Source organism: Gordonia alkanivorans NBRC 16433, from assembly GCF_000225505.1.
Taxonomy (GTDB): Bacteria; Actinomycetota; Actinomycetes; order Mycobacteriales; family Mycobacteriaceae; genus Gordonia; species Gordonia alkanivorans.
Genome location: NZ_BACI01000033.1, coordinates 1 through 25,089 on the forward strand (window position 1 = coordinate 1; position 25,089 = coordinate 25,089).

The following is a 25,089-nucleotide window of genomic DNA, read 5'->3' on the forward strand; positions in this document are numbered from 1 at the left end:
CGGTGTGTCGCTCGCGGTGGCCAAGGGTGCAGCCGAGTCGGCCGGTCTGCCCCTGTTCCGCTACATCGGCGGCCCCAACGCCCACATCCTGCCGGTCCCGATGATGAACATCATCAACGGCGGTGAGCACGCGGACAACGGGATCGACTTCCAGGAGTTCATGATCGCTCCGGTCGGCGCTCCCACCTTCAAGGAAGCCCTCCGCTGCGGCGCCGAGGTCTACCACGCGCTCAAGTCGGTGCTGCACAAGCAGGGCCTGAACACCGCGCTCGGCGACGAGGGCGGCTTCGCCCCCGACCTGCCGAACACCGAGGCCGCCATCGCCGTGATCGGTGAGGCCGTCGGAAAGGCCGGCTACAACTTCGGCCGTGACGTCGTCATCGCGCTCGACGCCGCATCGACCGAGTTCTACTCCAACGGCGTCTACAAGCTCGAGGGCAAGGAGTTCGACGCCGACGCCATGGTGTCGTTCTACGAGAAGCTCATCAGCGACTACCCGATCGTGTCGATCGAGGACGGCCTGTCCGAGGACGATTGGACCGGTTGGGCCAAGCTGACCGAGTCGATCGGCGACCGGGTGCAGCTGGTCGGCGACGACCTGTTCGTCACCAACCCCGAGCGCCTCGAAGAGGGCATCTCGAAGGGCATCGCCAACGCGCTGCTGGTCAAGGTCAACCAGATCGGCACGCTGACCGAGACCCTCGACGCCGTCGCTCTCGCGCACAACAACGGCTACAAGTCGATGATGAGCCACCGGTCCGGTGAGACCGAGGACACCACCATCGCCGACCTCGCCGTCGCCTGCAGCTGCGGCCAGATCAAGACCGGCGCGCCCGCTCGTTCCGAGCGTGTCGCCAAGTACAACCAGCTGCTGCGCATCGAAGAGGGTCTCGGCGATGCGGCACGCTACGCGGGGGACCTCGCCTTCCCGCGTTTCTCGTTTGGTTCGTGATTAGCTGTCTTCATGGGTTCGGAACGACGTCACCGCGGTGACGGGCGTCAGCGTGCGCGTGATCGGAAGGCCGATCCGCGCGTACGCGACGCCCGTCGCACGCGACGGCATGATCGCTCCGGACGTCCGGCTCGGCCTGTCGCATCGGTCTCGGTCGCCGAGACCGGTGAGCAGGAGCTGATCGACGACGCGACTGCGGACACCGCAGCCGAAGTCCAGGATGACGCGGCCGACACCGCCGAACCGTCCGCTGAGCGGATTCGTCGCCCCCGGCCGAGCGCGCCCCGGAACCGGATGCGGTCCGGTCTGAGTGCTCGTCTGCGCCGCTTCGAGATGACCCCGGCCACCGTGGCGACGCTCGTCATCACGGTCGTCGTGGTCTGCGTGGTCGCCCTGACGCTGGCGATGCCGCTGCGCACCTACTTCAGTCAGCGGTCGGAGTTCCGTCAGCTGACCGCGTCGAACGAACAGCTGCGGCGCGAGGTCGCCGACTACCAGCAGAAGGTCAACGAGCAGAACGATCCCGCCTACATCGAGGCCCAGGCGCGGACGCGTCTGCAGTTCGTCAAACCAGGAGAGATCCCGCTCGTGATGTTGTTCCCCGCCGACCAGGCCCGCCGCGAGGCTGCCGAACGTGCCGAGGAGCGTGCCCGCGCACCCTGGTACGGCAACCTCTGGGACACCCTGTCGACTCCGCCCGCCGCGCAGTGAGGTTCCAGACCGTGAGCGTGTCAGAAGAAGACCTCGCCACCGTCGCAGCCCAGCTGGGACGCGAGCCGCGGGGCGTCATCGAGATCAGTTATCGCACTCCGGACGGTCAGCCGGCCGTCGTCAAGACCGCGCCGCGGCTGCCCGACGGCACGCCGTTCCCGACCCTGTACTACCTGACCGATCCGCGGCTCACCGCCGAGGCCAGCCGTCAGGAATCGGCGGGCGTGATGCGGGGGATGACCGCGCGGTTGTCGACCGACACGGAGCTCGCGGCTGCCTATCGTCGTGCACACGAGGAGTACCTCGCCGAGCGCGACGCCATCGAATCGTTGGGCACCGACTTCACCGGGGGCGGCATGCCCGACCGGGTGAAGTGCCTGCATGTGCTGATCGCGCACTCGCTCGCCAAGGGGCCGGGCCTCAACCCGTTCGGCGACGAGGCGGTGGCACTCGCCGCCGCGAACGGCTTGCGGGGCACCGCGATCCCGGCCGATTGGCCGGACACTCTTCCGCCGACGGAGACCGCCGGGGACGACGCGTGACGATCGTCGGCGCCGTCGACTGCGGAACCAACTCGATACGTCTCCTCGTGGCCCGGGCCGGTGAGGGCGGCCGCCTCGTCGACCTGCATCGCGAGATGCGCGTCGTACGACTGGGTTACGGTGTCGACGCGACGGGGCAGTTCGCCCCGGAATCGATCGAACGCACCCGGGTCGCGCTCGCCGACTACGTCACGACGATGGAATCGCTGGGCGTCGAGAAGGTCCGCATGGTCGCGACTTCGGCGACACGGGATGCGTCGAACCGCGACGAGTTCTTCGCGATGACCGCCGACCTGCTGAGCTGTGTCTCCGACGGCGCCATCGCCGAGGTCATCTCGGGCGATGAGGAAGCCCGTCTGTCCTTCCGTGGGGCCGTCGGCGAATTGGACCCCGGCAGTGGACCTTTCGTGGTCACCGACCTCGGGGGCGGCTCGACCGAGGTGGTGCTCGGCGACACCGACGGTGTCCACGCCGCGTACTCGGCGGACATCGGATGTGTTCGCCTGACCGAACGCACCCTGCCGTCGGATCCGCCGACCGCCGAGGAGATCGCCGCCGCCCAGGCGTTTGCCGCCGACCGACTGGCCGAGGCCTTCGCGCGGGTGCCCGTCGAGCCTGCACGGACGTGGGTCGGCGTCGCCGGGACGATGACGACGCTCGCCGCGCTCGGCGCCGGGCTGACCGAGTACGACTCGGAGAAGATCCACCTGTCCCGTATCTCGCTGGCCGACCTGGACCGTGTGTGCTGGAGCCTCGTCCACATGACCCGCGCCGACCGCGCCGCCCTGGGGCCGATGCACCCCGGTCGCGTCGACGTCATCGGCGGGGGATCGCTGGTCACTCTGGAACTCGCAAAGGTGCTGGCCGAACGCGCTGGTATCACCGAACTCGTCGTCAGCGAGCACGACATCCTCGACGGGATCGCACTCGGCATCCTGGACTGACGGACCGGTCCCGATAGGATGTGACACATGGCATACAACCTGCGTTGCCCCTGTGGCGAGTCCATCACCGCCCTCGAAGACGACTTCGTTCCCAAGGTCCAGGCCCACCTCGCGTCCGAACACCCCGGCCGGGACTACAGCGAGACCGAGATCATGATGATGGCGATGACCGTGCCCGACCGCGCGGTGAAGGACTGACTCGCTGCAAACCCACCCTTTATCCGTAAAGCCACCACCCGCGCGGGTGGTGGCTTTACGGATAAAGGGTGGGTTTGCGGAGCTAGACGGCTGCGGGGTTGCGCAGCGAGATGTTGTTGCAGGCCTCGCACACGGACTCGGGGATGATGCCCGCGCGCTGAAGGAAGCCGAAGATGGTGCAGCCGAGGCAGAATCCGAAGACCGACTCGAGCGTCGCGGCGAAGATCAGGACGCCGGTGGTGATCTGCGCGGCCAGGCCGAAACCGAAGAGGCTGAGCACGAACGCCGTACCGCTGACCACCAGGCCGATGGTCTGGGCGAAGCGCTTCGGCGGACCCGGGACCAGCTTCTCCTTGCGAACGATCTTCGGGACGATGAACTTCACCGAGAGCTGCCCGAACGGGGAGAGGGTCGGGCCCGACGCCACGCGCAACGCGAACCCGAGCGCCAGCAGGCCGTACAAGATCGGACTGTTGACCGCGACCGCGATGATCGCGAGGGCGACAACCAGTCCCGCGGTCGTACGGGCCGCGTAGTCGTTCACGGGGTTGGGAAAGGTGAGGACCTCACGCACCGACATCGACAGAACCTCCATGAACTAGGAAAACCAGGACCAAGCTACGGGCGAGTCCGCCGTTTGGCAAAGGTTGTATCCACCCAGATCTCAAGAGGGTGAGCGCCGTCTCACAAGTGATCGGTGTCAGGTGCGATGCGGGGCTCCTCGGCGGCGATCTCCCGCGGGTCGTCCACGTCGGGCTCGTCCTGATCGGTCACACCGCCGTCGTTGGGGAGTTCGGCCTCCCGGGAGATCTCTCCTTCTTGGTCGATGCCGGCCTGCTCACCGACGTCGATGCGATCGGGGATCTCGTCCATGTCCACTCCTGTCACTTCTCGTGCCTGCTCGGACTCGGAAAACGGCTCCGACAGATCGGCATCGTGGATGGCTTCGGCGTAGGCGAACTCGGCATCGACGATGCCCCACTCGCCATCACGAGCGAGCTCGTCGGCCTTCGCCTTGCGCGCGGCCTCCCGCATCTCGAACCCGTCGGTGACGATCTCCCCGATCTCGCGGGTCACCCCGGCGACAGCGCCGGTGATGATTGTGGCGATGCGGCCCACGTGCGTGGCCGTGGACTCGATCAGCTCTTGCATCAGATCCTTGTTCCGTTCGATGCTGTCGACCATGTGTGACCCCCTGGGTTCTTAAAGGGTGATGTCCCCCGCGTGCAAGTGTGCGAGTGCGCCGGTAGAGCGCGACTGGTCCCGAGGTTACCCCCGGGACCAGTCGGTGAAACGATTCCCAAATGTGCTGTTCAAGCCGCCGAAGCGGGCTTCTCGCGTTCGACGATGACGGTGAGGTCGTCGTCGTCGCGGGTCATCCAGTTCGGCAGCGACAGCTTCGCGATCTTCTTCCAGGTCGACGTCAGCTGGTGACTGAGCGAGCCGGTGTTGTAAGGCAGGCCGTAGCGCTCGCAGATCTCCTGCACCTCAGCGGAGATCGTCGGGTAGCGGCTCGCCGGGATGTCCGGGAACAGATGGTGCTCGATCTGGTGGGACAGGTTGCCGCTCATGATGTGGAACAGCGGGCTGCCGGTGATGTTGGCCGAGCCGAGCATCTGGCGCAGGTACCACTGGCCGCGCGTCTCGTTCTGGCACTCCTCCGGGGTGAAGGTCTGTGCACCGGTGGGGAAGTGGCCGCAGAAGATGATCGAGTACGTCCACACGTTGCGCACCAGGTTGGCGGTGGCGTTGCCGATGAGGGTCGGGACGAACAGCGGGCCGGTCAGCGCGGGGAAGACGACGTAGTCCTTGAGGACCTGTCGACCGGCTTTGCGCCACATGCCCTTCACCAGGCCCTTGATGTCGCTCCACTTGCGCTTGCCCTGGATCACGTTCTCCGCCTCCAGGTCGTGGAGCATGACACCCCACTCGAACAGAAGCATGAGGGCGGTTGCATAGCCGAGATTGCCCAGGTAGTAGGGATTCCACTTCTGGTCACGCGCCATCCGCAGGATGCCGTAACCGATGTCGCGGTCCTCGCCGAGGATGTTGGTGAACGTGTGGTGCAGGTAGTTGTGGCTGTGCTTCCACTGGTCGGCCGGGCACACGGTGTCCCACTCGAATTCCCGTGAGTTGTAGGTGTCCTCGCGCATCCAGTCGTACTGGCCGTGCATCACGTTGTGGCCGATCTCCATGTTGTCGAGGATCTTCGACACGGAGAGTGCGCCCACGGCGGCGATCCAGGCCGGCGGGAAGAACCCGAGGTACATGAGTGCGCGGCCGGCGATCTCGAACCCGCGCTGGGCACGGATGACCGAGTACAGGTAGTCGCGGTCCTTCTGACCGAGATCGTCGACGATCCGGGAGCGCAGCTCGTCCAGGTCACGTCCCAGCGCCTCGACCTGTTCATAGGACAGGACGACGGTGTTGGGGTCGCTGTTCTCGGCGGTGATGTTCTCGGCCTCGACGACGGCGGGCAGGTTCTCGGTGGGTGCGGGACGGGTGTCCTTGGCGATGTCGATGGTCATGGTGTGCCTCCTGCTGGGTAGGAGTGGAATAGGTGGAGGTCGGCGCGCGGTGGCCGACCGTCAGATCTCGATGTCGACGGAACCGACCGGGGCGTTGATGCACAGCTGGATCTGCGTGTCGGACTCGGTGTCGGTCTCGCCGGTGAGCACGTTGCGGGTGCAGCCCGACTTCTTCACGGCGGTGCAGGAGAAGCAGATTCCCATGCGGCAACCGGATTCCGGGGTGAGCCCGGCGGCCTCGGCCTGGTCGAGGATCGGACGACCGTCGTTGGTCGCCGTTGCCCCGGACCGTGAGAACGTCAGTTCACCCTCGACCGAATCGGGGTCGACGACCGTCGGTGCGGCCAGGGTGAACGCCTCGCTGTGCAACGGCTGCGAGATGCCGAGCTCGGCGTGCGCCTCGGCGACGGCATCCATCAGGGCCAGGGGTCCGCAGACGAAGACATCGGCGTCGGCGAGACCGGGGATGTCGTCGAGATGCGCGGGGGTGAAGTGGCCGTCGTCGGCCTCGCGGGTGTGGTGCATCCGAAGGTCGAGGTTGGGATGCTCGGCCGCCAGTGCGGCGAGCTCGGTGCGGTACGCGACCTCGGACGCCGTGCGCGCGTAGTGCACGAAGGTGATCGGTCCGGCGTACCCTCGGGACACGAGTGTCCGCAACATTGAGAGCACAGGTGTAACGCCGCTGCCCCCGCTGATGAAGACAGCTGACGTCGGGTCGGTCTCCGGCAACGCGAAGTCGCCGTCGGCCTGGGACAGTCCGACGACATCGCCGGTCCGGGCCTCGGCGGCGAGGTACTTGGAGACGAGGCCGTCGTCGTTGGCGGTGATGGTCAGCTCGATGTCGCCGTCCGGGCTGGCGGCAGCATTGGCCGGCGAGAAGCACCGGGCGTGCCGGACGCCGTCGATAACGACGCTGAGCTGCACGAACTGGCCTGCTTGGTGGCCACGCCACTGTCGCGTGGGACGGATGGTGAGACGCACTGTGCGAGGCGTCGGATGCTCGACCCGGACGATCTCACCGCGCAGGTCGCGCCAGGTGAGCATCGGGTCGAGCAGTTCGAGATAACGGTCGACCGGATGCGGGGACAATGCCGCCTCGACGATCGAACCGACCAGGCGGTTCCAGCGGCCGGGGCTGCCGGCGGCGGTACGCGGAGTCGGGTTATGGGAGGTGCGGATGCTCATGGATGGGCTCCGTTCACATGATTTGGGTGTACAGGTGTACACAAACGAGTGTGACATGTTGACGCCCGTACTCGTCAAGCGGAGAGTCATGTGACGGCCATCACGATCGTCGGGAGGTCGGGGCCGGGGTCGGAGGTCGGGGCGAATACACTCGGCTCTGTGACACGCACGCGGAGTTCGGACCAGCGCGATGCGCAGACGCGTGCGGACAAGAAGAACCAGACGCGCCAGGCGCTCCTCGACAGCACGAGATCCCTCGTCGGCGAACGGAGTTTCGGCAGCATCAGCCTGCGCGAGGTGGCCCGCGGTGCAGGCATCGTGCCCACGGCCTTCTACCGGCACTTCGCCTCGATGGAGGATCTCGGGGTCACCGTGGTCGAGGACTCGATGCGAGTCCTGCGTCGAGCTCTGCGCGAAGGTCGGCGTGATCTCGCCGCGCGTCAGGCGATGCCGACCGCGAAGAACTCTCTCGACATCCTCTTGCGCCACGTCCGCGAGAACGAATCGCAGTTCCGCTTCCTGATCCGCGAGCAGCACGGCGGTATCGCCGAGATCCGCCGTGCCATCGACACCGAACTCCGACTCTTCGCCAAGGAACTGACGATCGACCTCGCCCGGATTCCGGACCTCGCCTCGTGGCAGCCCGAAGACCTCGAGATCGCCGCCGAGCTCATCGTCACGATCATGCTGACCGCGGTGGCCGATCTGCTCGACGGCGAGTACCGCGGACGCGGCGCCGAGAAGGAGATCGTCGAGCGCACCGAACGGCAGCTGGTGATGGTCTTTCTCGGAATGGGGCAGTGGCGACCATCGGAGTGAGGCCCTGCTGAGCTGGTCCTGACCGGACCCCTCCGAAGAGTGCGCGGTGTTCCCCGTATTCGGGACCTGGTTGTCGACTTCGTCGGCGACTGGTGTTGTCGGCCGCCGTGCCCTTGTCTCTCACGTGTCGCTGACCTGCGGAAATGCGGCTTCTACCGAACCGTGCGGGCCGTTGTCCACTTGGCGTCACGGCGATTTCAATGGTGGCCTCGCGTCTCACCGGTGCCCGACACTTGGGGTCGACATGTGTGGCGCAGTGCCGATCCCGGTCAGTGCTGCCGGTCACGCCTGCCGCTCCACCCCCGACGCTCTACGACGAAAGGTGCCCTCGCGGTGTCTCTGCATTTCCACTGGTTCCTGCCCACCTACGGTGACTCCCGCAATCTGATCGCGGGCGGGCACGGCAGCCAGATGAACGGGGACCGGCCGGCCGACCTTCGTTACCTCAAGCAGCTCGCGGGTGCGGCCGAGGTCAACGGCTTCGAAGCCGTCCTGACCCCGGCCGGACTCTGGTGTGAGGACGCGTGGCTGACCACCGCGGCGCTCATCGACTCGACCGAGACCCTCAAGTTCCTGATCGCCTTCCGCCCCGGCCTCATCTCGCCGCTGCTCGCAGCGCAGATGTCGGCGACCTTCCAGTGGCATTCCGAGGGCCGCCTGCTGATCAACGTCGTCACCGGCGGCGAGTCGAGCGAACAGCGCGCCTTCGGTGACTTCCTGGCCAAGAACGCCCGCTACGAGCGCTGCAGCGAATACCTGGAGATCATCCGCCGTCTGTGGACCCAGGACGAGCCCGTCGACTTCGTCGGCAAGCACCTGCGCGTGGAGAACGCCCTTCTCGGCCGTCGCCCCACTCCGACCCCGCCGGTCTTCTTCGGTGGATCGTCGCCTGCCGCCGGTGACGTGGCCGCGAAGTACGCCGACACCTACCTCACCTGGGGTGAGCGTCCCGAGGCGGTCGCCCAGAAGATCGCCTGGATCAACGGCCTCGCCGCCCCACAGGGCCGCACCCTCGACCACGGCATCCGGTTCCACGTCATCGCCCGCGAGACCTCCGGGCAGGCCTGGGCCGAGGCCGAGCGCCTCCTCGACAACCTCGATCCCGAGCAGGTCGCCGCCGCCCAACGGAACCTCGCCCAGTCGGAGTCCGAGGGGCAGCGTCGTATGTCCGAATTGCACGGCCGCGGAGCCGCTTTCGAGGGTTCGCCCGACCCGCGTTCGCTGGAGATCCACCCGGGCGTCTGGTCCGGCGTCGGTCTGGTGCGCGGCGGTGCCGGTACCGCGCTCGTCGGTTCCTACGACGAGGTCGCGGAGCTCATCGGTGAGTACGCCGCCCTCGGTCTCGATCACTTCATCCTGTCCGGCTACCCGCACCTCGAGGAGGCCTACCACTTCGGTGAGGGAGTCCGACCGGCGCTCGCTCGACGCGGCCTGCTCGACGCGGCAGATGCGCGTCCGAGCGAAGAGGTCCGCACCGCGTTCCTGCCGCGACTCCAAGCCGCCTCGTCGTGATCGCACCGTCCTGATCGATCCACTCTCCACCTGAGAGCCCACCTCCGGAGGTAACACCATGTCCACCGACTCCATCGCGGACCAGATCAAGTTCGCCTACTGGGTGCCCAACGTCAGCGGCGGCCTGGTCACCAGCACCATCGAGCAGCGCACCGACTGGGGCTACGACTACAACATCAAGCTCGCCCAGACCGCCGAGAACAACGGCTTCGAATACGCGCTCTCGCAGGTGCGTTACGAGGCCAGCTACGGCGCCGAATACCAGCACGAGTCGACGAGTTTCAGCCTGGCGCTGCTCCTCGCGACGCAGCGGCTGAAGGTCATCGCCGCGGTGCACCCCGGCCTGTGGCACCCGGCCGTCCTGGCCAAGCTCGGTGCCACCGCCGACCACCTGTCCAAGGGTCGTTTCGCCATCAACGTGGTCAGCGGCTGGTTCAAGGACGAGTTCACCCACCTCGGTGAGCCGTGGCTCGAGCACGACGAGCGCTACCGCCGCAGCGGCGAGTTCCTCGAGGTCATCCGCAAGATCTGGACCGAAGACAATGTCGACTACCGCGGCGACTTCTACCGCATCCACGACTTCACCCTGAAGCCGAAGCCGCTCAACACTCCCGAGCGTCCGAACCCGGAGCTCTTCCAGGGCGGCAACTCGACCGCGGCGCGCAACAACGCCGGCCGCTTTGCCGACTGGTACTTCTCCAACGGCAAGGACTTCGACGGTGTCACCGAGCAGATCGACGACCTGCGTGCCGTCGCCCAGGCGCACAACCGTTCGGTGAAGTTCGGCCTGAACGGCTTCATCATCGCCCGCGACACCGAGAAGGAAGCCCGCGACACCCTGCGCGAGATCGTCGAGAAGGCGAATCGTCCTGCGGTGGAAGGATTCCGTGATGCTGTGCAGCAGGCCGGCAACTCGACGGGTGACAAGAAGGGCATGTGGGCGGACTCGACGTTCGAGGATCTCGTCCAGTACAACGACGGCTTCAAGACGCAGCTGATCGGAACCCCGGAGCAGATCGCCGAGCGCATCGTGGCCTACAAGCGCCTCGGTGTCGACCTCATCCTCGGTGGCTTCCTGCATTTCCAGGAGGAGATCGAGTACTTCGGCGAGAAGGTGCTCCCGCTCGTGCGCGAACTCGAGGCATCGCAGACTCCCGCAGCAGTGCTGTGACAGCTGTCAGTCAGGTCCGACCCGATTCGGCGAGCCGGATCGGGTCGACCGCCGAAGCACTGTCCGTGGCACGGGAACTGGCCGCGACATTCGCGACCGACGCCGCCGAGCGTGACCGCGACCGTCGGCTGCCGTACGCCGAGATCGACCGCCTGTCGGAGTCGGGTCTCCTCGCTCTGACGGTGCCTGCACGGTTCGGTGGACTCGACGTCGCGCCGAGCGTTCTGTCCGAAGTCGTCTCGATCATCGCCGCCGCCGATCCGAGCATCGCGCAGATCCCGCACAGCCACTTCGTCTACCTCAACCTGGTACGCCTCTCCGCGGGAGAAGCGTTGCAGGAGAGAATCTTCACCGACGTCCTGGCCGGTGGCCGAGTGGCCAACGCCCAGTCGGAGCGCGGTGGCAAGACCATCGCCGACATCTCGACCCGGCTGACCCCGGCCGACGGCGACGCCGGCCGGTTCGTCCTCGACGGTGAGAAGTTCTACTGCACGGGTTCGCTGTTCGCGCACACTCTTGCCGTCCTGGCGAAGCTGGATGCGCCTGCCGGCGACCTCGCACCGGGCGAGTACGTGGCGTTCCTCCCGGCGGACTCGCCGGGTGTCGAGATCGTCGACGACTGGGATGCCGTGGGGCAGCGGACCACCGGCTCGGGAACCGTCCGCTTTTCGGGTGTCGAGGTGACCGCGGTCGACCTCGTGCTCCGCGCGTCGGCGACGTCGGCACCCACCGCCTACGGTGCGTACGCACAGCTGCTGCACGTCGCGATCGACGTCGGTATCGCTCGCGGTGCGCTGACCGAGGCAGTCGAGTTCGTGCGCACCAAGGCCCGTCCGTGGTTCGAGGCGGGCGTCGACCGTGCCGTCGACGATCCGCTGGTGGTCCAGCGTTTCGGTGAACTCGAGGTCGACGTCGCGACTGCCGAGGCGATGCTCGCCGCGGCCGGTCGGAAGGTCGACGAGGCGGTGGCCGGTTCGGCCGGTGCGCCGCGTCGGGAACTCGTCGCCGAGGCGTCGATCGCGGTGGCGCGGGCGAAGGCCGTCGCCGACCGGGTCGCGACGCCGGTGGCGTCCGCGCTGTTCGAGGTCAGCGGAACCCGCAGTGCCGCGGCCGGAACCAGGCTCGATCGGTTCTGGCGTGACGCGCGGACGCACACGCTGCACGACCCGGTCCGATGGAAGTACCAGCACATCGGTCGCTGGCTTCTCCGCGGAGAGGACCCGCCGCTGCACGGCGTGATCTGAATCCTTCTGAAAGGCAATCGCGTTGCGTTCGCTCCCGTCTTCGGGGCCGAACGCAACGCGATGCGCGTTCTACAGGTACCTGCCCACGTGGGGTAGCGCCTTCTTGGGGGTCTTGGCGTTGAAGCCGTCACCGATGGCGCGCAGCTTCCATTCGCCGCCCTCGCGGCTGATGACGGCCATCGCGACGGCAGTGAACGGCATGCCGCCCTTGAGGGTGTAGCGCGCCAACTCGGCCGAGGTCGTGTTGTCGACGAGCCGGCAGAAGGCGTTGTCGATCTCCTCGAAGGTCTGCCCGCGGTACGACGTCACAATGAACATCAGCGCGTCGACGGAGGGCGAAACCGATTGCAGCGCAACGTTGATGACCTCATCGTCGCCCTCGCCCGCGCCCGTGAGGTTGTCGCCGGAGTGCATGATCGACCGGTCGTCGCTCGTGAGGTGCCCGTAGTAGACCGTGTCGACGCACCGGCCTCCGGAGAACATCAGCACCGACGCGTCGAGGTCGATGGCGCTCGACCGGCCGAACCGGCGGGTCACCGGGTCCCAGCCGAGGCCCATCCGGATGTTGGTGAGCTTGACGCCGCCCTCCTTGCGGAGCGTGACCTTCTGACCCTTCGTCAGGCTGACCGGACGGTCCTTGCTCAGGCTGATCTCCGGTGCTCGTGGCGGGGGAGTCGGTGCAGGTCGGGGAGTCGGCGCAGGTGGGGGAGTGACCGGCGGCGAGTAGGCCGGCGCGGCCTGGACGGGGACCGGAGTGGGCTCCTCATCGACGCTCACTCCGTGGTCGCGGACGAGGTCGGCGAAGCCGCCGGCATAACCCTGCCCGACGGCGCGCACCTTCCAGTCCAGATTGCGGCGGTAGATCTCGAGGGCGATGACAACCGACTCGGAGGTGAGGCCGGTGACGGTGTAGTCGTAGAGTTCGCGGCCCCCTGCATCGGTGAGCCGCGCGACCGGCGGTGCGAACCGGCCGAAGGTCGAGTTCGTGTCGTCGAGCGTGATGACGGCCCGGACGGCGTCGATCTCTGCCGGGATCTGATTGGTCGAGATGTGCAGGCGCGCCGGGCCGCTGGGCGACTGTTGCAGCGAGACGCCAGGGCCGGTGGGCTGGTTGTAGAAGACGAAGTCGTTGTCACTGCGCACGACGCCGCGGTCGGTCACCAGTAGAGCCGATACGTCCGCGGCGGTCGCGAGGTCGACGGTGACGACGATCTGGGAGGTCGGCAGCGGGCCGTTTTGGCCTTTGGTCAGCGAGGGCATGGTGCTCAGCGTAGTCACCGGCTCCGACGGCCTCCGAACGCGATCGTCCGGGTGACAGATGCGATCGACCAGGCGACAGAGAAGTGTCAGTCGGGCTGCTTATGCTGCTGGTCATGACAGGAAGCAGGGTCGGTACGCAGTTCGGGCCATATCGTCTCGACGCGTTGCTCGGCCGGGGCGGCATGGGTGAGGTCTATCGCGCCTACGACACCACCAAGGAACGCGTCGTCGCGGTAAAGCTGCTCAATCCGGGTCTCGCCGACGACGCCATGTACCAGGAGCGATTCCGCCGGGAGTCGCATGCCGCCGCACGTCTCGGCGAACCGCATGTCATCCCCATCCACGACTGGGGCGAGATCGACGGCGTGCTCTTCATCGACATGCGCCTGGTCAACGGTGAAGACCTCCGTGCACTGCTCACCCGTGAGACGAGACTCGAACCGGCGCGCGCGGTCTCGATCGTCGAGCAGGTGGCGGCAGCGCTCGACGCCGCGCACGCCGACGGGCTGACACACCGGGACGTCAAGCCGGAGAACGTCCTCGTCGACGCGAACGACTTCGCCTATCTCGTCGACTTCGGCATCGCCTACGGCGCCGACGACACCCACCTGACGCAGACCGGTACCGCCGTCGGCTCGATCGCGTACATGGCGCCCGAGCTGTTCGACGCGGCATCACCGGGGCCCGGGACCGACATCTACGGCCTCACCTGTGTGCTGTTCGAGTGCCTCACCGGCCAGGTGCCCCACCCGGCGAAGACCGTGAGTGCCGCGATCAAGGCCGCGGTGCTGTCGCCCCCGCCCGCGCCGAGTTCGGTCAACGCCGACGTCCCCGCGGCGATGGACGCGGTGATCCGCAAAGGTCTCTCCGCCGAACCGTCCGAGCGTTTCCGGTCGGCGCGGGAACTGGCCGCGGCCGCCCGCGCGGCGCTGGCCGGTGTCTCGCTCGAGAAGACGCCGGCAGACCCGGCGACCAGCATCATCAAGGCACCCCACACCGTCATCGCACCCGTCGAATCGGCCCACGAACCGACGCAGGTCCGCCAGACGACCGGCCCCGAGAACGCCCCCGGAACCCGGCAGATGTCCGGTCCGCAGACCTTCTGCGAGTCGCAGCAGATCGCGGCTCCGCCGTATTATTCAGGGCCCCAGCCGTATTCAGGGCCCCAGCAGTATTCGGGACCCCAGCAGTATCCGTCCGCCTACGGGCCACCGCCCGGTTATCCGCCTTATCCGCAACCGGGGCGCCGGCGTTCGGCCGCCATACCGATCCTCCTCGGGCTGATCGCGATCGTCCTCGTGGGCATCGCCGTCGTCGTGGGAATCCTGCTCGCGGGCTCGGGTGGCGACAGTTCGGAGCAAGCCGTCGACCCGACCACCCCGACGGTCACCGAGACGGTCGCCCCGCCGACCGTCGAGAACGCACCCCAGGGGCCCCGTGCCCCGGCGGCGCCACCGCCTGGGTCCGCGCCGTGCGACGGGACGGTCGGAGTGGGGACGTCGGTGACCAGCTGCCCGTTCGCCTTCGCGGTCCGGGACGCGTACTTCCTCGCGGGACAGGACCGGTCCCCGCGGGTGGTGACCGCGGCGAGTCCGGTCACCGGTCAGTCGTATTCGATGAGCTGCGTCCCCGAGGGTGCGATCGTCACGTGCCGCGGCGGGAACGACGCGGTGGTGCACATCTACTGATGACGACTTCACAGCGGATGAAGTTCGTGGCGATGGCCCTCGGTTGTGTCGTGGCCGTGGCCGCCGGGTGCACGACCCCCGCCGATCCGGCTCCGATCAGTCCGGTCACCGTGACCGTGACCTCTACACCGTCGGTGCCGCAGACACCGTCGACCTCCGTCGGGGCGCCGTCGGGTTCTGCGTCGTACGGCGCGCTCGCCGCGAGCTTCCGGAAGGTCGCGTCGTCGACCGGGCTGACCGTCGGCATCGCGGTCGCGCCGGTAGGTGGCGATGCGGTCCCCGCGCTGACCCTGGGGGACACCACCCCTCGGGTTGCGTGGTCGACCATCAAGGTGCCGCTTGCGGTCGCCGCCGAACGTCAGAACGGGCCGATCCCCGCCGCCTCTGCAGCGATCATCAACTCCGACAACGGCTCCGCCGAGGCGCTGTGGTCCTCGCTGGGCGGCGGCCAGGCGGCAGCCGACGCGGTCACCGCTGTTCTGCGGGACGGTGGTGACACCACCACGGTCGTCCCCGCGACGCCACGCCGGCCGGGATACACGATCTTCGGGCAGACGATCTGGGCACTGCCCGACGCCGCGACCTTCACCGCACACCTCCCATGCCTCGGCGGTGCGCGGTCGGTGGTCACCCTCATGGGGGAGGTCGCCGGAAACCAGCAATGGGGTGTCGAGGTCATGCAGGCGCCTCGGGCCACCGCCGTGAAGGGCGGCTGGGGCCCGGGGATGTCGGAGGGTTACCTCGTGCGACAGATCGGCCTGTTCACCTACCGCGACGGTCAGCGGACCGCGGTGGCGATGAGCGCGGTCGGCGGATCGATGACCGCGGGGATCGCGGCACTGGATGCGGTGGCCGGCTGGCTCGACGCCAACATGACCCGGTTGCCGCGCGGCCGCTGCAGCGCCTGACGGAGGTTCCCGGTCGCGACAAGGTCCCGATTGGGTATACGAGCTGGTCACCCGTCCAACGGTCGCAGTAGTCTTCTGTTTCTAAAGTGACTCAGGAGAATATTGTGAACGTTGTGACTCGGTGCGCGTTGGTCATCGGAGCCTTGATGATGTCCGTCGTCGTCGGAACCGGGAGCGTGAACGCGGTCCCGCTCCCAGCGCTCCCGCCGCTGCCCGAACCGTTTGCATCCTGGTTCACCCCGCCGGAGCCGGTCGAGAAGAAGCTGGCCAAGAGCTACGCCGCACTCCAGAAGTCGATGAAGAAGTCGCTCCCCGGACAGCTCGGCGTCGCGATCGCGCCGATCGGCGGCGACCAGGTCATCTCGCTGGGATCGCTCAAGGCGGGGCGGGCGTGGTCGACGATGAAGGTGCCGGTCTCGCTGGCGGCCCAACGCAAGCGGGGGCCGGCCGTCGCGGTGATGGAGAGCAAGGCGATCACCTTCTCCGACAACGACGCCGCGGGTGAGCTGTGGGGTGCGCTCGGCGGTGGTCACGCCTCCGTCGACGCCGTGACCGCGGTGCTCCGCGAAGGGCATGACACCCGGACGCACGTCTCGTCGGAGGTCGACACCCCGGCGTCGTTCCCGGGTTACACCTCGTGGGCGCTGCGTGATCAAGCGCTGTTCGGTGCGCACCTGCCGTGTCTTTCCGATAGCGAGAACATCATCCGCCTCATGAGTGACGTCGCCCCGAATCAGCAGTGGGGCATCGCCAAGGTCGGCCGGAACAAGGGAGCGGTGACCGCAGTCAAGGGTGGCTGGGGACCGGCCACGTCGAAGTCCGGCGCCCACCTCGTGCGCCAACTCGGCGTCATCAGCACGGTCGATGGTCAGGTCGCGGTGTCGATGGCGGCGATCGCGCGCAGCGGATCGTTCACCGACGGCACCAAGATGCTCACTCGATTGGGCAACTGGCTCGGCAAGAACCTGACCGAGCTGCCCAAGGGACGGTGCTGAGCGGTCGGAGTTTCAGCTCGCGTGCGCGGGTGCGGCTGACGGTGTGCCCGCCGGCCGGCACAGGGCTGCGGCGATCGCGGTTGTCAGCGGCACCGACAGGGCGATGGCGATGCCGCCGACGAAGGATCGGGCCAGCTCGACGGCCACCACGTCGGTGGTGAGCAGACCGCCGAGCGGCTGCTGGGCCACCGAGAAGAGCAGCATCAGTGGCAGGGCGCTGCCGGCGTAGGCGAAGACCAGTGTGTAGACGGTGCTCGCGATGTGGTCGCGGCCGACGCGCATCGCGGCCTTGAACGTCGCGAGTCGGGTGGGTTCACCGGCGGCGGCCAGCTCGAATGCCGCCGACGCCTGCGTGATGGTGACGTCGTTGAGGACACCGAGGGTTCCGATGATGAACCCGGCCAGCAGGAGGCCGCTGACCGAGATGTTGCCTGAATAGACCTGCAGGTTGGTGGTCTGGTCGCCGGACAGTCCGGTCAGGTTCATCGTCTCGATGGCGAGCCAGCTCAGCAGGCCTGCCATCAGCAGCGAGGTCAGCGTGCCCAGCAGGGCCGAACTCGTGCGGAGGCTGACGCCGTGAGCGAGGTAGAGCACGACGAACAGGATCACCGCCGACGACACCACGGCGACCGCGACCGGGGAGGAACCGTCGAGGATGGCGGGCAGGGTGAACCCGCCGAGGACGATGAAGGCGAAGGCGAGACCGATGATCGACCGGAACCCACGCCACGCGGCGACCAGGACGATCGCCGCGATGAACAGGATCGCCCAGATGATCGTGGCGGTGCCGCGCTGGAAGTCGAAGAACGTGTACCGGTTGCCCTCCGGGCCGGGGACCGTGGACAGTCGGATCGCGTCGCCGACGTGCAGCGTGGGCTGACCGGCCTGGGGTTCGTCGAGAGAACCCGGTACGGGCGCGCCCTCGGGACCCGGTTCGGCGCCGGACTGCGCGCGCTTCGTCGGGATCTCCAGCACGGTGTACCGGCCCTCGACCTCGCCGGAGTCGAAGCGCACCGCATTGAGGATGCAGGGACCGCCGGCGACCGGGTTGACGGGGATGTCGGCGGTCTCGAGGACCGAGCCCGCCGCCGGGTTCAGGCAGTTGGCGCGGAACTGGTCGACGACCTCGCCGTTGACCGTCTGGATCGACCCGCCGTCGGCCGACCGGAACTGGGTGGGCACCGGATGTTCGGAATCCGACGGCCACAGGACGATCATGCCGATGGTCACGGCCACCGCGGTGACCGCCAGTGTCCCGATGACCAGCCACCGGGCGAACGGGGACAGCATGTGGGAGATGTCGGTCAGCGAGTGCGGGTGACCGTGATGTTTGCGCTCCACGCCGGTGAGCCTATGCGCAAGCGCCCGGATCGCGGTATGCGACCCGGGCGCCCGGCGGCGGTGCGGGGAAACCCGTCACAGATCGTGACCTACAGCGGCAGGAGGATGTTCTTCACCTGCGGATCGGTGGCCAGGAATTCCTGCACGGCGGGATCTTTGAACGCGGCGACGAGGTTCTTGATGTTGTCGGTGTTCTCCCACTCGGTGCCGATGGTCAGCTGTCCGGCGAACTCGTCGGGGGCCGGGGGAGCGTAGATCTGCTTCTCGATCGGGATGTTCGCGGCCAGGTAGTACTCGGTGTAACCGACGGTGGCGTCGAGGTCGGCCAGCGACCGGGACTGTGCGGCGAAGTCGAGCAGCACGAACTGCAGGTTGCGCGGGTTGGTGGCGATGTCCTTCTGGGTCGCCTTCCACTTGTCGATGCCGGGCTTGAGGGTGATCAGGCCGGCGCGCTCCAGCAGCCAGAGCCCCTGGGCCTCGTTCGCGGGATCGGAGTAGAGCGAGACCTTTGCGTTCTGCGGGAGGTCCTGGGGGGTCTTGTACTTGTCCGACCAGATACCGAAGCCCCAACGAAAGACCGGGGTGGCGGCGACTTCCTTGAAGTCGGGATTGGCCGCGAGGACCTGCGACAACCACAGCTTGTGCTGGTAGATGGTGCCGGCAACCTCTCCGTCGCTGACCGCGCGGTTCAGGGTCGTCGAGTCGGCGAGGCCCCTGAACGCGACCTTGATGTCGTATTTCGGTGCGACCTTCTCGGCGATGAACTCGACGAGGGCCTGCTCGGCGGCGTTGCCCTCGGCGGTGACCACGGTCAGCGTCGCGCCGGGGGTCTCGTTGGGGGAGGCCTCATCCGATCCGAGGAAGCGCCACCCGAGCACACCGGCCAGTACGGCGACGACGACCAGGGCGCCGGCGATCAGCGGCCAGCGCCGCCGCTGGGAGATCTCGATGTCGGAATTGCCTGCGGGAGACGGTGTTTCGGACGATGTGCCCGACACGCCGGTGGCGGAACCGGTGTCTTGAGACATGGTTGGACCTTTCAAGTGTGTGGTGAGGGTGATGCGAGGGGTGTACGTGCGGTGACCCGGAAAGACCTGGGGTCAGTGGTTGACGCGCTTGGAGGTCGCCGGGTTGAGGCTGCGTGCGAGTGCGTCGCCGGCCAGCTGAATGAGCGCCACGGTGATCACCAGCACGATGATCGTGGCGACCATGACGCCCTGGTCGAAGCGCTGGTAGCCGTAGGTGACCGCCACGTAGCCGAGGCCGCCGGCGCCGATCGTGCCGGCGATGGTCGAGTACTCGATCATCGCGATGGTGTTGATGGTCAGGCCGCCCACGATGCTCGGCAGTGCCTCGGGAACCTGTGCCTTCCAGATGATCTGGGCGTTCGAGCCGCCCGAGGCCCGGGCGACGTCGATGGTCGACGCAGGCACCGACCGCAGCGAGTTCTCCACGATGCGGGTGAAGAAGGCGATACCGGCGATCGACATCGGGACCACCGCCGCGGCGATGCCGATGTTGGTGCCGGTGACGAGGCGGGTGAACGGGATGATCGCCGTCATCAGGACCAGGAACGGCAACGATCGGCCGATGCTGATGATCCACGACAGCGGCGTGTGCAGCGCCCGGTTCTCGAAAAGTCCACCGGGAGCCAGATTGTGGACCAGCGCACCGAGCGGGACGCCGACGACGAGGACGACGACCATCACGATGCTGACCATGAGGACTGTGTCGATGAACGCCGGCCACAGCAGATCGGGAATCTCGTCGAGCGGCACGGTGATGGCGGCCAGGTTGATCGTGCTCATGCTGCCACCCCCGCCTTCTTCTTCTCGAGCGCGTCGTTGTCGGCCTGGTTCTCGATACCGCCGACGGGATCGGTGTCCGGTGCGGGTGCCTCCCCGACGCGCGCGGCGAGTCCGAGCTCGCTCGCCGCACCGACGAATGCGGACGCATGGCCGGTCGGGACGGAGACGGTGAGATCGCCGAAGGCGGTGCCGTCGATGGTCTGGACGTTGGCTCCGAGGACCGAGATCGGGATGCCCAGGCTTCCGCCGATACGGGTGAGCCAGTCGGCCGGCACGGTCGTCGAGTTGTAGACGACGTTGACCGCGGTCTGGTCGCCGGACGCGGACGCACTGGGGCCACGGGGCCGAAGTGCACGTCCGAGAACGGAATCCGGGTCCAGCACGAGCTCTTCGAGGCGTCCGTGTTCGACGATCCGGCCGTGGTCGAGTCGGCCGACGGTGTCGGCGACCCGCACGATGGTGTCCATCTCATGCGTGATGAAGACGACCGCGAGGCCCAACTCGTCCCGAACCTCGGTCAGCAGCCGGAGGAAGGTGTCGGTGGCGGCCGGGTCGAGTCCGGAGGTGGCCTCGTCCGACAGCAGCACCGACGGCTTCAGCGCCAGAGCACGTGCGATGCCCACACGCTGACGCTGCCCGCCCGAGAGCTGATGGGGGTACAGGTCGGCCTTGTCGGCCAGGCCGACCAGGTCGAGCAGGTCGGCGACCCGTGACTTCGTGGATGCCTTCGTCGCACCCAGGTATTCCAGCGGCAGGGCGACGTTCTGGGCGGCGGTCCGCCGCGAGAGGAGGCTCGCGGACTGGAAGACCGTGCCGATCCGACGCCGCGCTTCGCGCAGTCCGGAGGTGCCGAGGGCGGTGAGGTCCTCACCGTTGACGACGACCTTGCCCGACGTGGGGCGCTCCAGGAGGTTGAGGCAGCGCGCGAGCGTGCTCTTGCCCGCGCCGGACGGGCCGACGACGGCGAAGATCTCGCCGGAGTCGACGGTGAACTCCACTTCGTCGAGAACAGTGGCCGGGTTCGGCGAACCGACCCCGAAAACCTTGGTGAGCCCAACGACTTCGATCATCGTGCGGCCCCGATCACTTCGTTCCGGCGGCGGCGAGGCGGTTGCGCTCACGGATCGAGTCGTCGACCGTCGAGTTCACGCCGCCGACCCGGTAGGTCGAACCGCGGTGGTTCTCGGGCAGGTGGTCGCCACGGCCGAAAAGCTTGTGGCGCAACGTGCCCGGGACGTACCCGCGGTCGTAGACGCCGCGGCGCTCGAGGGCGGGGATCACGTGGGTGACGATGTCCTCGAAGGAACCCGGGGTGACGGCGTAGGCGACGTTGAAGCCGTCGACGTCGGTCTCGGCCACCCAGTCCTGCAGCTGCTCGGCGACCTCGTCGCCCGAGCCGATCAGGACGGGGCCCATACCGCCGATGCCGCCCCAGGCCGCGATGTCGCGGACGCGCCACTCCTCGCCGCTCTCCGAGGCCTGTTGGAACGCGGCGACCGCCGACTGGATGGCGTTGCTCTCCACGTTGCCGATCGGCTCGTCGATGTTGTAGCTCGCGAGGTCGATGCCCATCCAACCGGACATGAACACCAGCGCGCCCTCTTCGCTCGCATAGGACTGGTACTCGGCGGCTTTCGCGCGCGCGGCCTCGGGCGTCGAGTCGGTGATGATGGTGAGCAGTGTGTAGATCTTGGCGTCGTAGGGGTCTCGCCCGGCGAGGACGAGTTCCTCGCGGATCTTGCTCACGACGTCGCGCAGGATGGCCTTGGTGGGAGCGGCGACGAAGATGGCCTCGGCGTTATCCGCCGCGAACCGGCGTCCGCGCGGCGACGCGCCGGCCTGGTAGATGACCGGGGAGCCCTGCGGCGACGGTTCGGACAGATGGATGCCCGGGACCTTGAAGTGCTTGCCCTCGTGTCCGATGTGGTGCACCTTGGCCGGGTCGGCGAAGATGCCCGCCTCACGGTCGCGACGCACGGCGTCGCGTTCCCACGAACCCTCCCAGAGCTTGTAGAGCACGGTCAGGTACTCGTCGGCGTGGTCGTAGCGGTCGTCGTGTGCGAGCTGGTCGTCGTCGCCCATGTTGCGTGCACCCGACGGCAGGTAACCGGTCACGACGTTCCACCCGACGCGACCACGGGTCAGGTGGTCGAGCGTCGACATGCGGCGCGCGAACGGGTAGGGGTGCTCGAAACCGGTTGCGGTGGTGACGCCGAAGCCGAGGTTCTTGGTCGCGTGTGCCATCGCCGAGACCAGCAGCAGCGGGTCGTTGACGGGGATCTGGGCGCCCTGTCGGATCGCAGCCTCGTCGGTGCCGGACAGGACGTCGTAAGTCCCGAGGACGTCGGCGATGAACAGGCCGTCGAAGCCCCCGGTCTCCAACAGGCGGGCGAGATCGACCCAGTAGTCGATGGTGTTGTAGTTCCACGACCGGTCGCTCGGATGGCGCCACAGGCCGGGGGACTGGTGCGCAACGCAATTCATGTCGAACGCGTTGAAGCGGACCTTGCGGGTGGAGCGCGTGCCGTTGTCGGGGGTCACGGCAGGCTGGTTCTGTTCAGACACCGGAAGAATGATGCTGACGGATGTGCGGACCCGCCATCTTTGCGCGCACGGCGAACTAAAATTGCCGCATGCGTGCCACAGATGTGCTAATCGACGGTCTCGGTCGCGTCTCCGAGAATGTTCACGCAGTGCTCAGCGGCCTGGAACCCGAGGTCTTGAACCGGGCCCCGGCGCCGGGCGCCAACACGATCGCCTGGTTGGTCTGGCATCTGACACGCGTTCAGGATGCGCAGGTCGCCGACGTCGCCGGCGCCGACGAGGTGTGGGTGAGCGCCGGCTGGGCCGAGCGATTCGATCTGCCGTTCTCGCCGGCCGACACCGGCTATGGTCATTCGACCGATGAGGTGGCCCGGGTCGTCGTCGACGATGCGGGCCTGCTCCGCGACTATTACGACGCCACGCACGCTGTCAGCGTGGACTACATTGCGGCGCTGACCGATTCGGATCTGGACCGGATCGTCGACACCAACTGGGATCCGCCGGTGACGCTCGGCGTCCGGTTGGTCAGCGTCGTCGACGACGACGCGCAACACGTCGGACAGGCCGCATATCTGCGAGGCCTGTTCTCCTGAACGACTTCGGCGTCAGTCGCGAAGGGTCTGTGACGGCAGTCTTCCGTAGCGTCCGCGGTACATCTGGGAGAAGCGGCCGAGGTTGCCGAAACCCCACGAGTGGGCGATCTCCGCGACGGTGACGGTGGACGGGTTCTCCCGGAGAAGCTGGTGGTGGGCGCGTTCGAGACGCGTCTGCCGTAGATACTCCGTCGGGCTCATCTGCAGATGCTGCCGGAATCCCTGCTGCAGTGCTCGGACGCCGACCCCTGCGGCGACGGCGAGCCGTGTGACGGTGAGGTCCTCGTCCGGCGAGCGTTCGATCAGTTCGACGGCCTTGCGGATCTGGCGCGGCACAGCCGGCCGGTCGTCGCCGGGGATGGCCAGTAACGGATGGGTTGCCACGAGTGTGGTCGCGATCATTCGCGACATCTGTTCGCTCAGTAGTGGTGAACGGCTCAGTTCGCCGGCCATCCGGGCATCCCGTTCAGCGAGTGCGACGACGGACTGCCAGCTGCGCGCCGAGGCCGTTGTCGCGGGGTCGCCGAGTCCGAATCGCACCGGGCGAGTGGTGCCGGCGCCCGCGAGTTGGGCGGCCTCGACGACGGAGGTGAGAGGTAGTCGGAGAGTTCGGAGTTGGCAGTTCTGCCGCCAGGTGAGTTCGAACGCGCGATAGGAGTCGATGGCGACGGATTCGCCCGGCCCGAGGGTGCGCGATTCGGCGCCCGATCGGATCGTGAGCCGGCCCCGCATCGGTGTGGACACGAGCACCCAGGCCCCCAGCGGGTCCGGGTCGATGCGTACGTCCGTGCCGTAACGGAGAGTGTGGATGGCGACGTCGGATACCGTGACCTCGGTTTGGATGGCTCGAAAATCCCGTGAGGAGCCTTCGACGTGAACACGGTGAGGGCAGTAGCTGCTGCCGAGGAGTTCGGCGGCCTCAACCGGGTCTGCGGTGTCCACCAGGACCGGTGGCGGCGGCGTGCGCATCGCCAGTTCTGCTCGCTTTCCGGACATCTCATGCGTTGTGCGGGTAGAGCGTCACTATATGCCGTCCATACGTTGTCCGTATGACTACGTTTGTTCTCATCCACGGTTCCTGGCACGACGGTCCGCTGTGGGAGCCGGTGATCACCGAACTCGAGGCTCTCGGCCACACCGCATACGGTCCCACCGTTGCGGGTCACGGGAGGGGGGTCGACAAGAACGTGACCCACGATGACTGTGTGAAATCGATCGTCGATTATGTGGAGAGCATTGTGGCGGGAGGCCTTCATCCAGGACGCCGATCTGGAGACCGCGACGCGGACCTACGAGCTGTTGTCGCCGGAACCGCTGCAGCCGATGGCCGACGAACTCGACCTCACGCGGTTCTACCAGAGTGAGATCCCGAAGAGTTACATCAACGCGACGGAGGACATCGCGCTGCCGCCGGGTGAGTGGGGCTGGCACCCGCGGATGTCGTCGCGGCTGGGTATGTACCGGCTCGTGCAGCTGCCGGGTTCGCATGAGGTGATGTTCACCAATCCGAAGCTGCTGGCAGCGAAGATCGTGGAAGCGGGCCGACCCTAGGGCTCCAGGCCGGTCGCCTCATTCGCACCCGTGGGTGCGAAGGATCAGGACCTGCAACCCTTGAAGGTCTGGAAATCGCCGGCAAACGCGGGGCCGCCCTTGCAGGTCGGGGCGTTCTTGCCGTCGACGACGACCTCGGCGCCCGGTCCGGCGATGCCGATGGCCAGGCCGCCGCGCACACCGGTCATGGTCACGGTCGCACCGGGGCCGAGTGCGATGGCCGCGGGGCCGGCGAAGTTGTCCGCAGTCGAGGTGGCCTTGCCGCCGTTGTCGGTGATGGCGAGCGCGAGACCGTTGGGGCCCGACTCGGCGCTGCAGGAGGTCGTGGAGGAGCTCTGACCGGGCAGGGCCGGACACACCGACGGTGCTGCACCGGCCGACGGGGCGGCGGCGAGCGATACCGCGGTGGCACCTGCCGCCGCGACGACAAAACCGAGGGCTGTACGCGCAACTGTCTTCATTTTCGGACTCCTTTGTCGAGTACTCGGCCAGTACCGGGTTGGGGTGTCGTGCATATGCGATTCGGATTCGCCGCGGGGCCGGATGGGCGGCCGGGGAAATCGTCCCGCACGAGGTGGATGCCCATTGCGCGTAA

Annotated in this window: 26 protein-coding genes; 14 read left to right on the forward strand and 12 right to left on the reverse strand. The window is 67.4% G+C overall.

Going from position 1 to position 25,089, the window contains the following annotated elements:
* The 5 genes from eno to GOALK_RS24015 form a co-directional block, all read left to right on the forward strand.
* Positions 1–952, forward strand: a 952-nt coding sequence (eno, locus tag GOALK_RS04580) for a phosphopyruvate hydratase (RefSeq protein ID WP_006357636.1), incomplete at its 5' end; no start/stop codon positions are given.
* A gap of 12 nt (positions 953–964) precedes the next feature.
* Positions 965–1,663, forward strand: coding sequence for a septum formation initiator family protein (locus GOALK_RS04585; protein ID WP_006357637.1), 699 nt, complete (start codon positions 965–967; stop codon positions 1,661–1,663).
* Positions 1,664–1,674: 11 nt separating this feature from the next.
* The gene (locus GOALK_RS04590) at positions 1,675–2,205 is read left to right on the forward strand and encodes a DUF501 domain-containing protein (protein WP_006357638.1); all 531 of its coding nucleotides are present in this window, start codon (positions 1,675–1,677) and stop codon (positions 2,203–2,205) included.
* Positions 2,202–3,149, forward strand: coding sequence for a Ppx/GppA phosphatase family protein (locus GOALK_RS04595; RefSeq protein ID WP_006357639.1), 948 nt, complete (start codon positions 2,202–2,204; stop codon positions 3,147–3,149). The genes GOALK_RS04590 and GOALK_RS04595 overlap by 4 nt, the downstream gene beginning before the upstream one ends.
* Before the next feature lie 27 nt (positions 3,150–3,176).
* Entirely contained in the window at positions 3,177–3,347 is a 171-nt protein-coding gene (locus GOALK_RS24015; protein WP_005195588.1) for a hypothetical protein, read from the forward strand.
* 82 nt (positions 3,348–3,429) lie between these two features.
* Here GOALK_RS24015 and GOALK_RS04600 read toward each other — a convergent pair whose 3' ends face one another.
* From GOALK_RS04600 to GOALK_RS04615, 4 genes are all read right to left on the reverse strand, one after another.
* Entirely contained in the window at positions 3,430–3,927 is a 498-nt protein-coding gene (locus GOALK_RS04600; protein WP_040004008.1) for a DUF4395 domain-containing protein, read from the reverse strand.
* A gap of 104 nt (positions 3,928–4,031) precedes the next feature.
* The gene (locus GOALK_RS04605) at positions 4,032–4,532 is read right to left on the reverse strand and encodes a hypothetical protein (protein ID WP_006357641.1); all 501 of its coding nucleotides are present in this window, start codon (positions 4,530–4,532) and stop codon (positions 4,032–4,034) included.
* A gap of 128 nt (positions 4,533–4,660) precedes the next feature.
* On the reverse strand, positions 4,661–5,875 hold the full coding sequence (locus GOALK_RS04610) for a fatty acid desaturase family protein (RefSeq protein ID WP_006357642.1): 1,215 nt from the start codon (positions 5,873–5,875) through the stop codon (positions 4,661–4,663).
* A 60-nt stretch (positions 5,876–5,935) separates the two neighbouring features.
* A complete protein-coding gene (locus tag GOALK_RS04615) occupies positions 5,936–7,060 on the reverse strand; it encodes a ferredoxin reductase (protein ID WP_006357643.1) in 1,125 nt (374 codons plus the stop codon).
* A 159-nt stretch (positions 7,061–7,219) separates the two neighbouring features.
* Between GOALK_RS04615 and GOALK_RS04620 the strand changes: the two genes are divergently transcribed.
* From GOALK_RS04620 to GOALK_RS04635, 4 genes are all read left to right on the forward strand, one after another.
* Positions 7,220–7,879 carry a TetR family transcriptional regulator gene (locus GOALK_RS04620; protein ID WP_040004009.1) on the forward strand — a complete coding sequence of 220 codons (660 nt, stop codon included), beginning with the start codon at positions 7,220–7,222 and terminating at the stop codon, positions 7,877–7,879.
* Between the two features lie 333 nt (positions 7,880–8,212).
* Positions 8,213–9,391, forward strand: coding sequence for an LLM class flavin-dependent oxidoreductase (locus GOALK_RS04625; protein WP_006357645.1), 1,179 nt, complete (start codon positions 8,213–8,215; stop codon positions 9,389–9,391).
* A gap of 58 nt (positions 9,392–9,449) precedes the next feature.
* Complete coding sequence (gene sfnG / locus GOALK_RS04630) at positions 9,450–10,562, forward strand: dimethylsulfone monooxygenase SfnG (protein ID WP_006357646.1); 1,113 nt, start codon at positions 9,450–9,452, stop codon at positions 10,560–10,562.
* Positions 10,559–11,806, forward strand: a complete 1,248-nt coding sequence (locus tag GOALK_RS04635; RefSeq protein ID WP_006357647.1) for an SfnB family sulfur acquisition oxidoreductase — start codon at positions 10,559–10,561, stop codon at positions 11,804–11,806. Before sfnG ends, GOALK_RS04635 begins: the two co-directional genes overlap by 4 nt.
* Before the next feature lie 69 nt (positions 11,807–11,875).
* On the opposite strand, the gene GOALK_RS04640 is transcribed toward GOALK_RS04635, so the two are convergent.
* Positions 11,876–13,066, reverse strand: coding sequence for a TerD family protein (locus tag GOALK_RS04640; protein ID WP_006357648.1), 1,191 nt, complete (start codon positions 13,064–13,066; stop codon positions 11,876–11,878).
* Positions 13,067–13,167: 101 nt separating this feature from the next.
* Here GOALK_RS04640 and GOALK_RS04645 point away from each other — a divergent pair, with 101 nt between their 5' ends.
* The 3 genes from GOALK_RS04645 to GOALK_RS04655 all read left to right on the forward strand — a co-directional run bounded on the left by GOALK_RS04645 (position 13,168) and on the right by GOALK_RS04655 (position 16,657).
* Positions 13,168–14,754, forward strand: a complete 1,587-nt coding sequence (locus GOALK_RS04645; RefSeq protein ID WP_006357649.1) for a serine/threonine-protein kinase — start codon at positions 13,168–13,170, stop codon at positions 14,752–14,754.
* Positions 14,754–15,662, forward strand: a complete 909-nt coding sequence (locus tag GOALK_RS04650; RefSeq protein WP_040004006.1) for a serine hydrolase — start codon at positions 14,754–14,756, stop codon at positions 15,660–15,662. Before GOALK_RS04645 ends, GOALK_RS04650 begins: the two co-directional genes overlap by 1 nt.
* A gap of 149 nt (positions 15,663–15,811) precedes the next feature.
* On the forward strand, positions 15,812–16,657 hold the full coding sequence (locus GOALK_RS04655; RefSeq protein WP_006357651.1) for a serine hydrolase: 846 nt from the start codon (positions 15,812–15,814) through the stop codon (positions 16,655–16,657).
* 12 nt (positions 16,658–16,669) lie between these two features.
* On the opposite strand, the gene GOALK_RS04660 is transcribed toward GOALK_RS04655, so the two are convergent.
* The 5 genes from GOALK_RS04660 to GOALK_RS04680 all read right to left on the reverse strand — a co-directional run bounded on the left by GOALK_RS04660 (position 16,670) and on the right by GOALK_RS04680 (position 22,347).
* On the reverse strand, positions 16,670–17,998 hold the full coding sequence (locus GOALK_RS04660; protein ID WP_006357652.1) for a YibE/F family protein: 1,329 nt from the start codon (positions 17,996–17,998) through the stop codon (positions 16,670–16,672).
* An 89-nt stretch (positions 17,999–18,087) separates the two neighbouring features.
* Positions 18,088–19,026 (reverse strand): MetQ/NlpA family ABC transporter substrate-binding protein, encoded by a 939-nt coding sequence (locus GOALK_RS04665; protein ID WP_006357653.1) that lies wholly within the window; start codon positions 19,024–19,026, stop codon positions 18,088–18,090.
* Between the two features lie 72 nt (positions 19,027–19,098).
* A complete protein-coding gene (locus GOALK_RS04670) occupies positions 19,099–19,806 on the reverse strand; it encodes a methionine ABC transporter permease (protein ID WP_005195605.1) in 708 nt (235 codons plus the stop codon).
* Positions 19,803–20,876, reverse strand: coding sequence for a methionine ABC transporter ATP-binding protein (locus GOALK_RS04675; protein WP_005195607.1), 1,074 nt, complete (start codon positions 20,874–20,876; stop codon positions 19,803–19,805). Before GOALK_RS04675 ends, GOALK_RS04670 begins: the two co-directional genes overlap by 4 nt.
* A gap of 13 nt (positions 20,877–20,889) precedes the next feature.
* A complete protein-coding gene (locus GOALK_RS04680; RefSeq protein ID WP_006357654.1) occupies positions 20,890–22,347 on the reverse strand; it encodes an LLM class flavin-dependent oxidoreductase in 1,458 nt (485 codons plus the stop codon).
* Between the two features lie 92 nt (positions 22,348–22,439).
* Here GOALK_RS04680 and GOALK_RS04685 point away from each other — a divergent pair, with 92 nt between their 5' ends.
* Positions 22,440–22,943, forward strand: coding sequence for a mycothiol transferase (locus tag GOALK_RS04685; protein WP_006357655.1), 504 nt, complete (start codon positions 22,440–22,442; stop codon positions 22,941–22,943).
* 12 nt (positions 22,944–22,955) lie between these two features.
* Here GOALK_RS04685 and GOALK_RS04690 read toward each other — a convergent pair whose 3' ends face one another.
* Positions 22,956–23,939: an AraC family transcriptional regulator gene (locus GOALK_RS04690; RefSeq protein WP_006357656.1), complete on the reverse strand. Its 984-nt coding sequence runs from the start codon at positions 23,937–23,939 to the stop codon at positions 22,956–22,958.
* 228 nt (positions 23,940–24,167) lie between these two features.
* On the opposite strand from GOALK_RS04690, the gene GOALK_RS23335 reads away from it, so the two are divergent.
* On the forward strand, positions 24,168–24,494 hold the full coding sequence (locus GOALK_RS23335) for a salicylate esterase (RefSeq protein ID WP_232283146.1): 327 nt from the start codon (positions 24,168–24,170) through the stop codon (positions 24,492–24,494).
* Between the two features lie 44 nt (positions 24,495–24,538).
* Here GOALK_RS23335 and GOALK_RS04700 read toward each other — a convergent pair whose 3' ends face one another.
* Positions 24,539–24,955: a DUF6764 family protein gene (locus GOALK_RS04700; protein ID WP_006357658.1), complete on the reverse strand. Its 417-nt coding sequence runs from the start codon at positions 24,953–24,955 to the stop codon at positions 24,539–24,541.
* Positions 24,956–25,089: the final 134 nt, after the last annotated feature.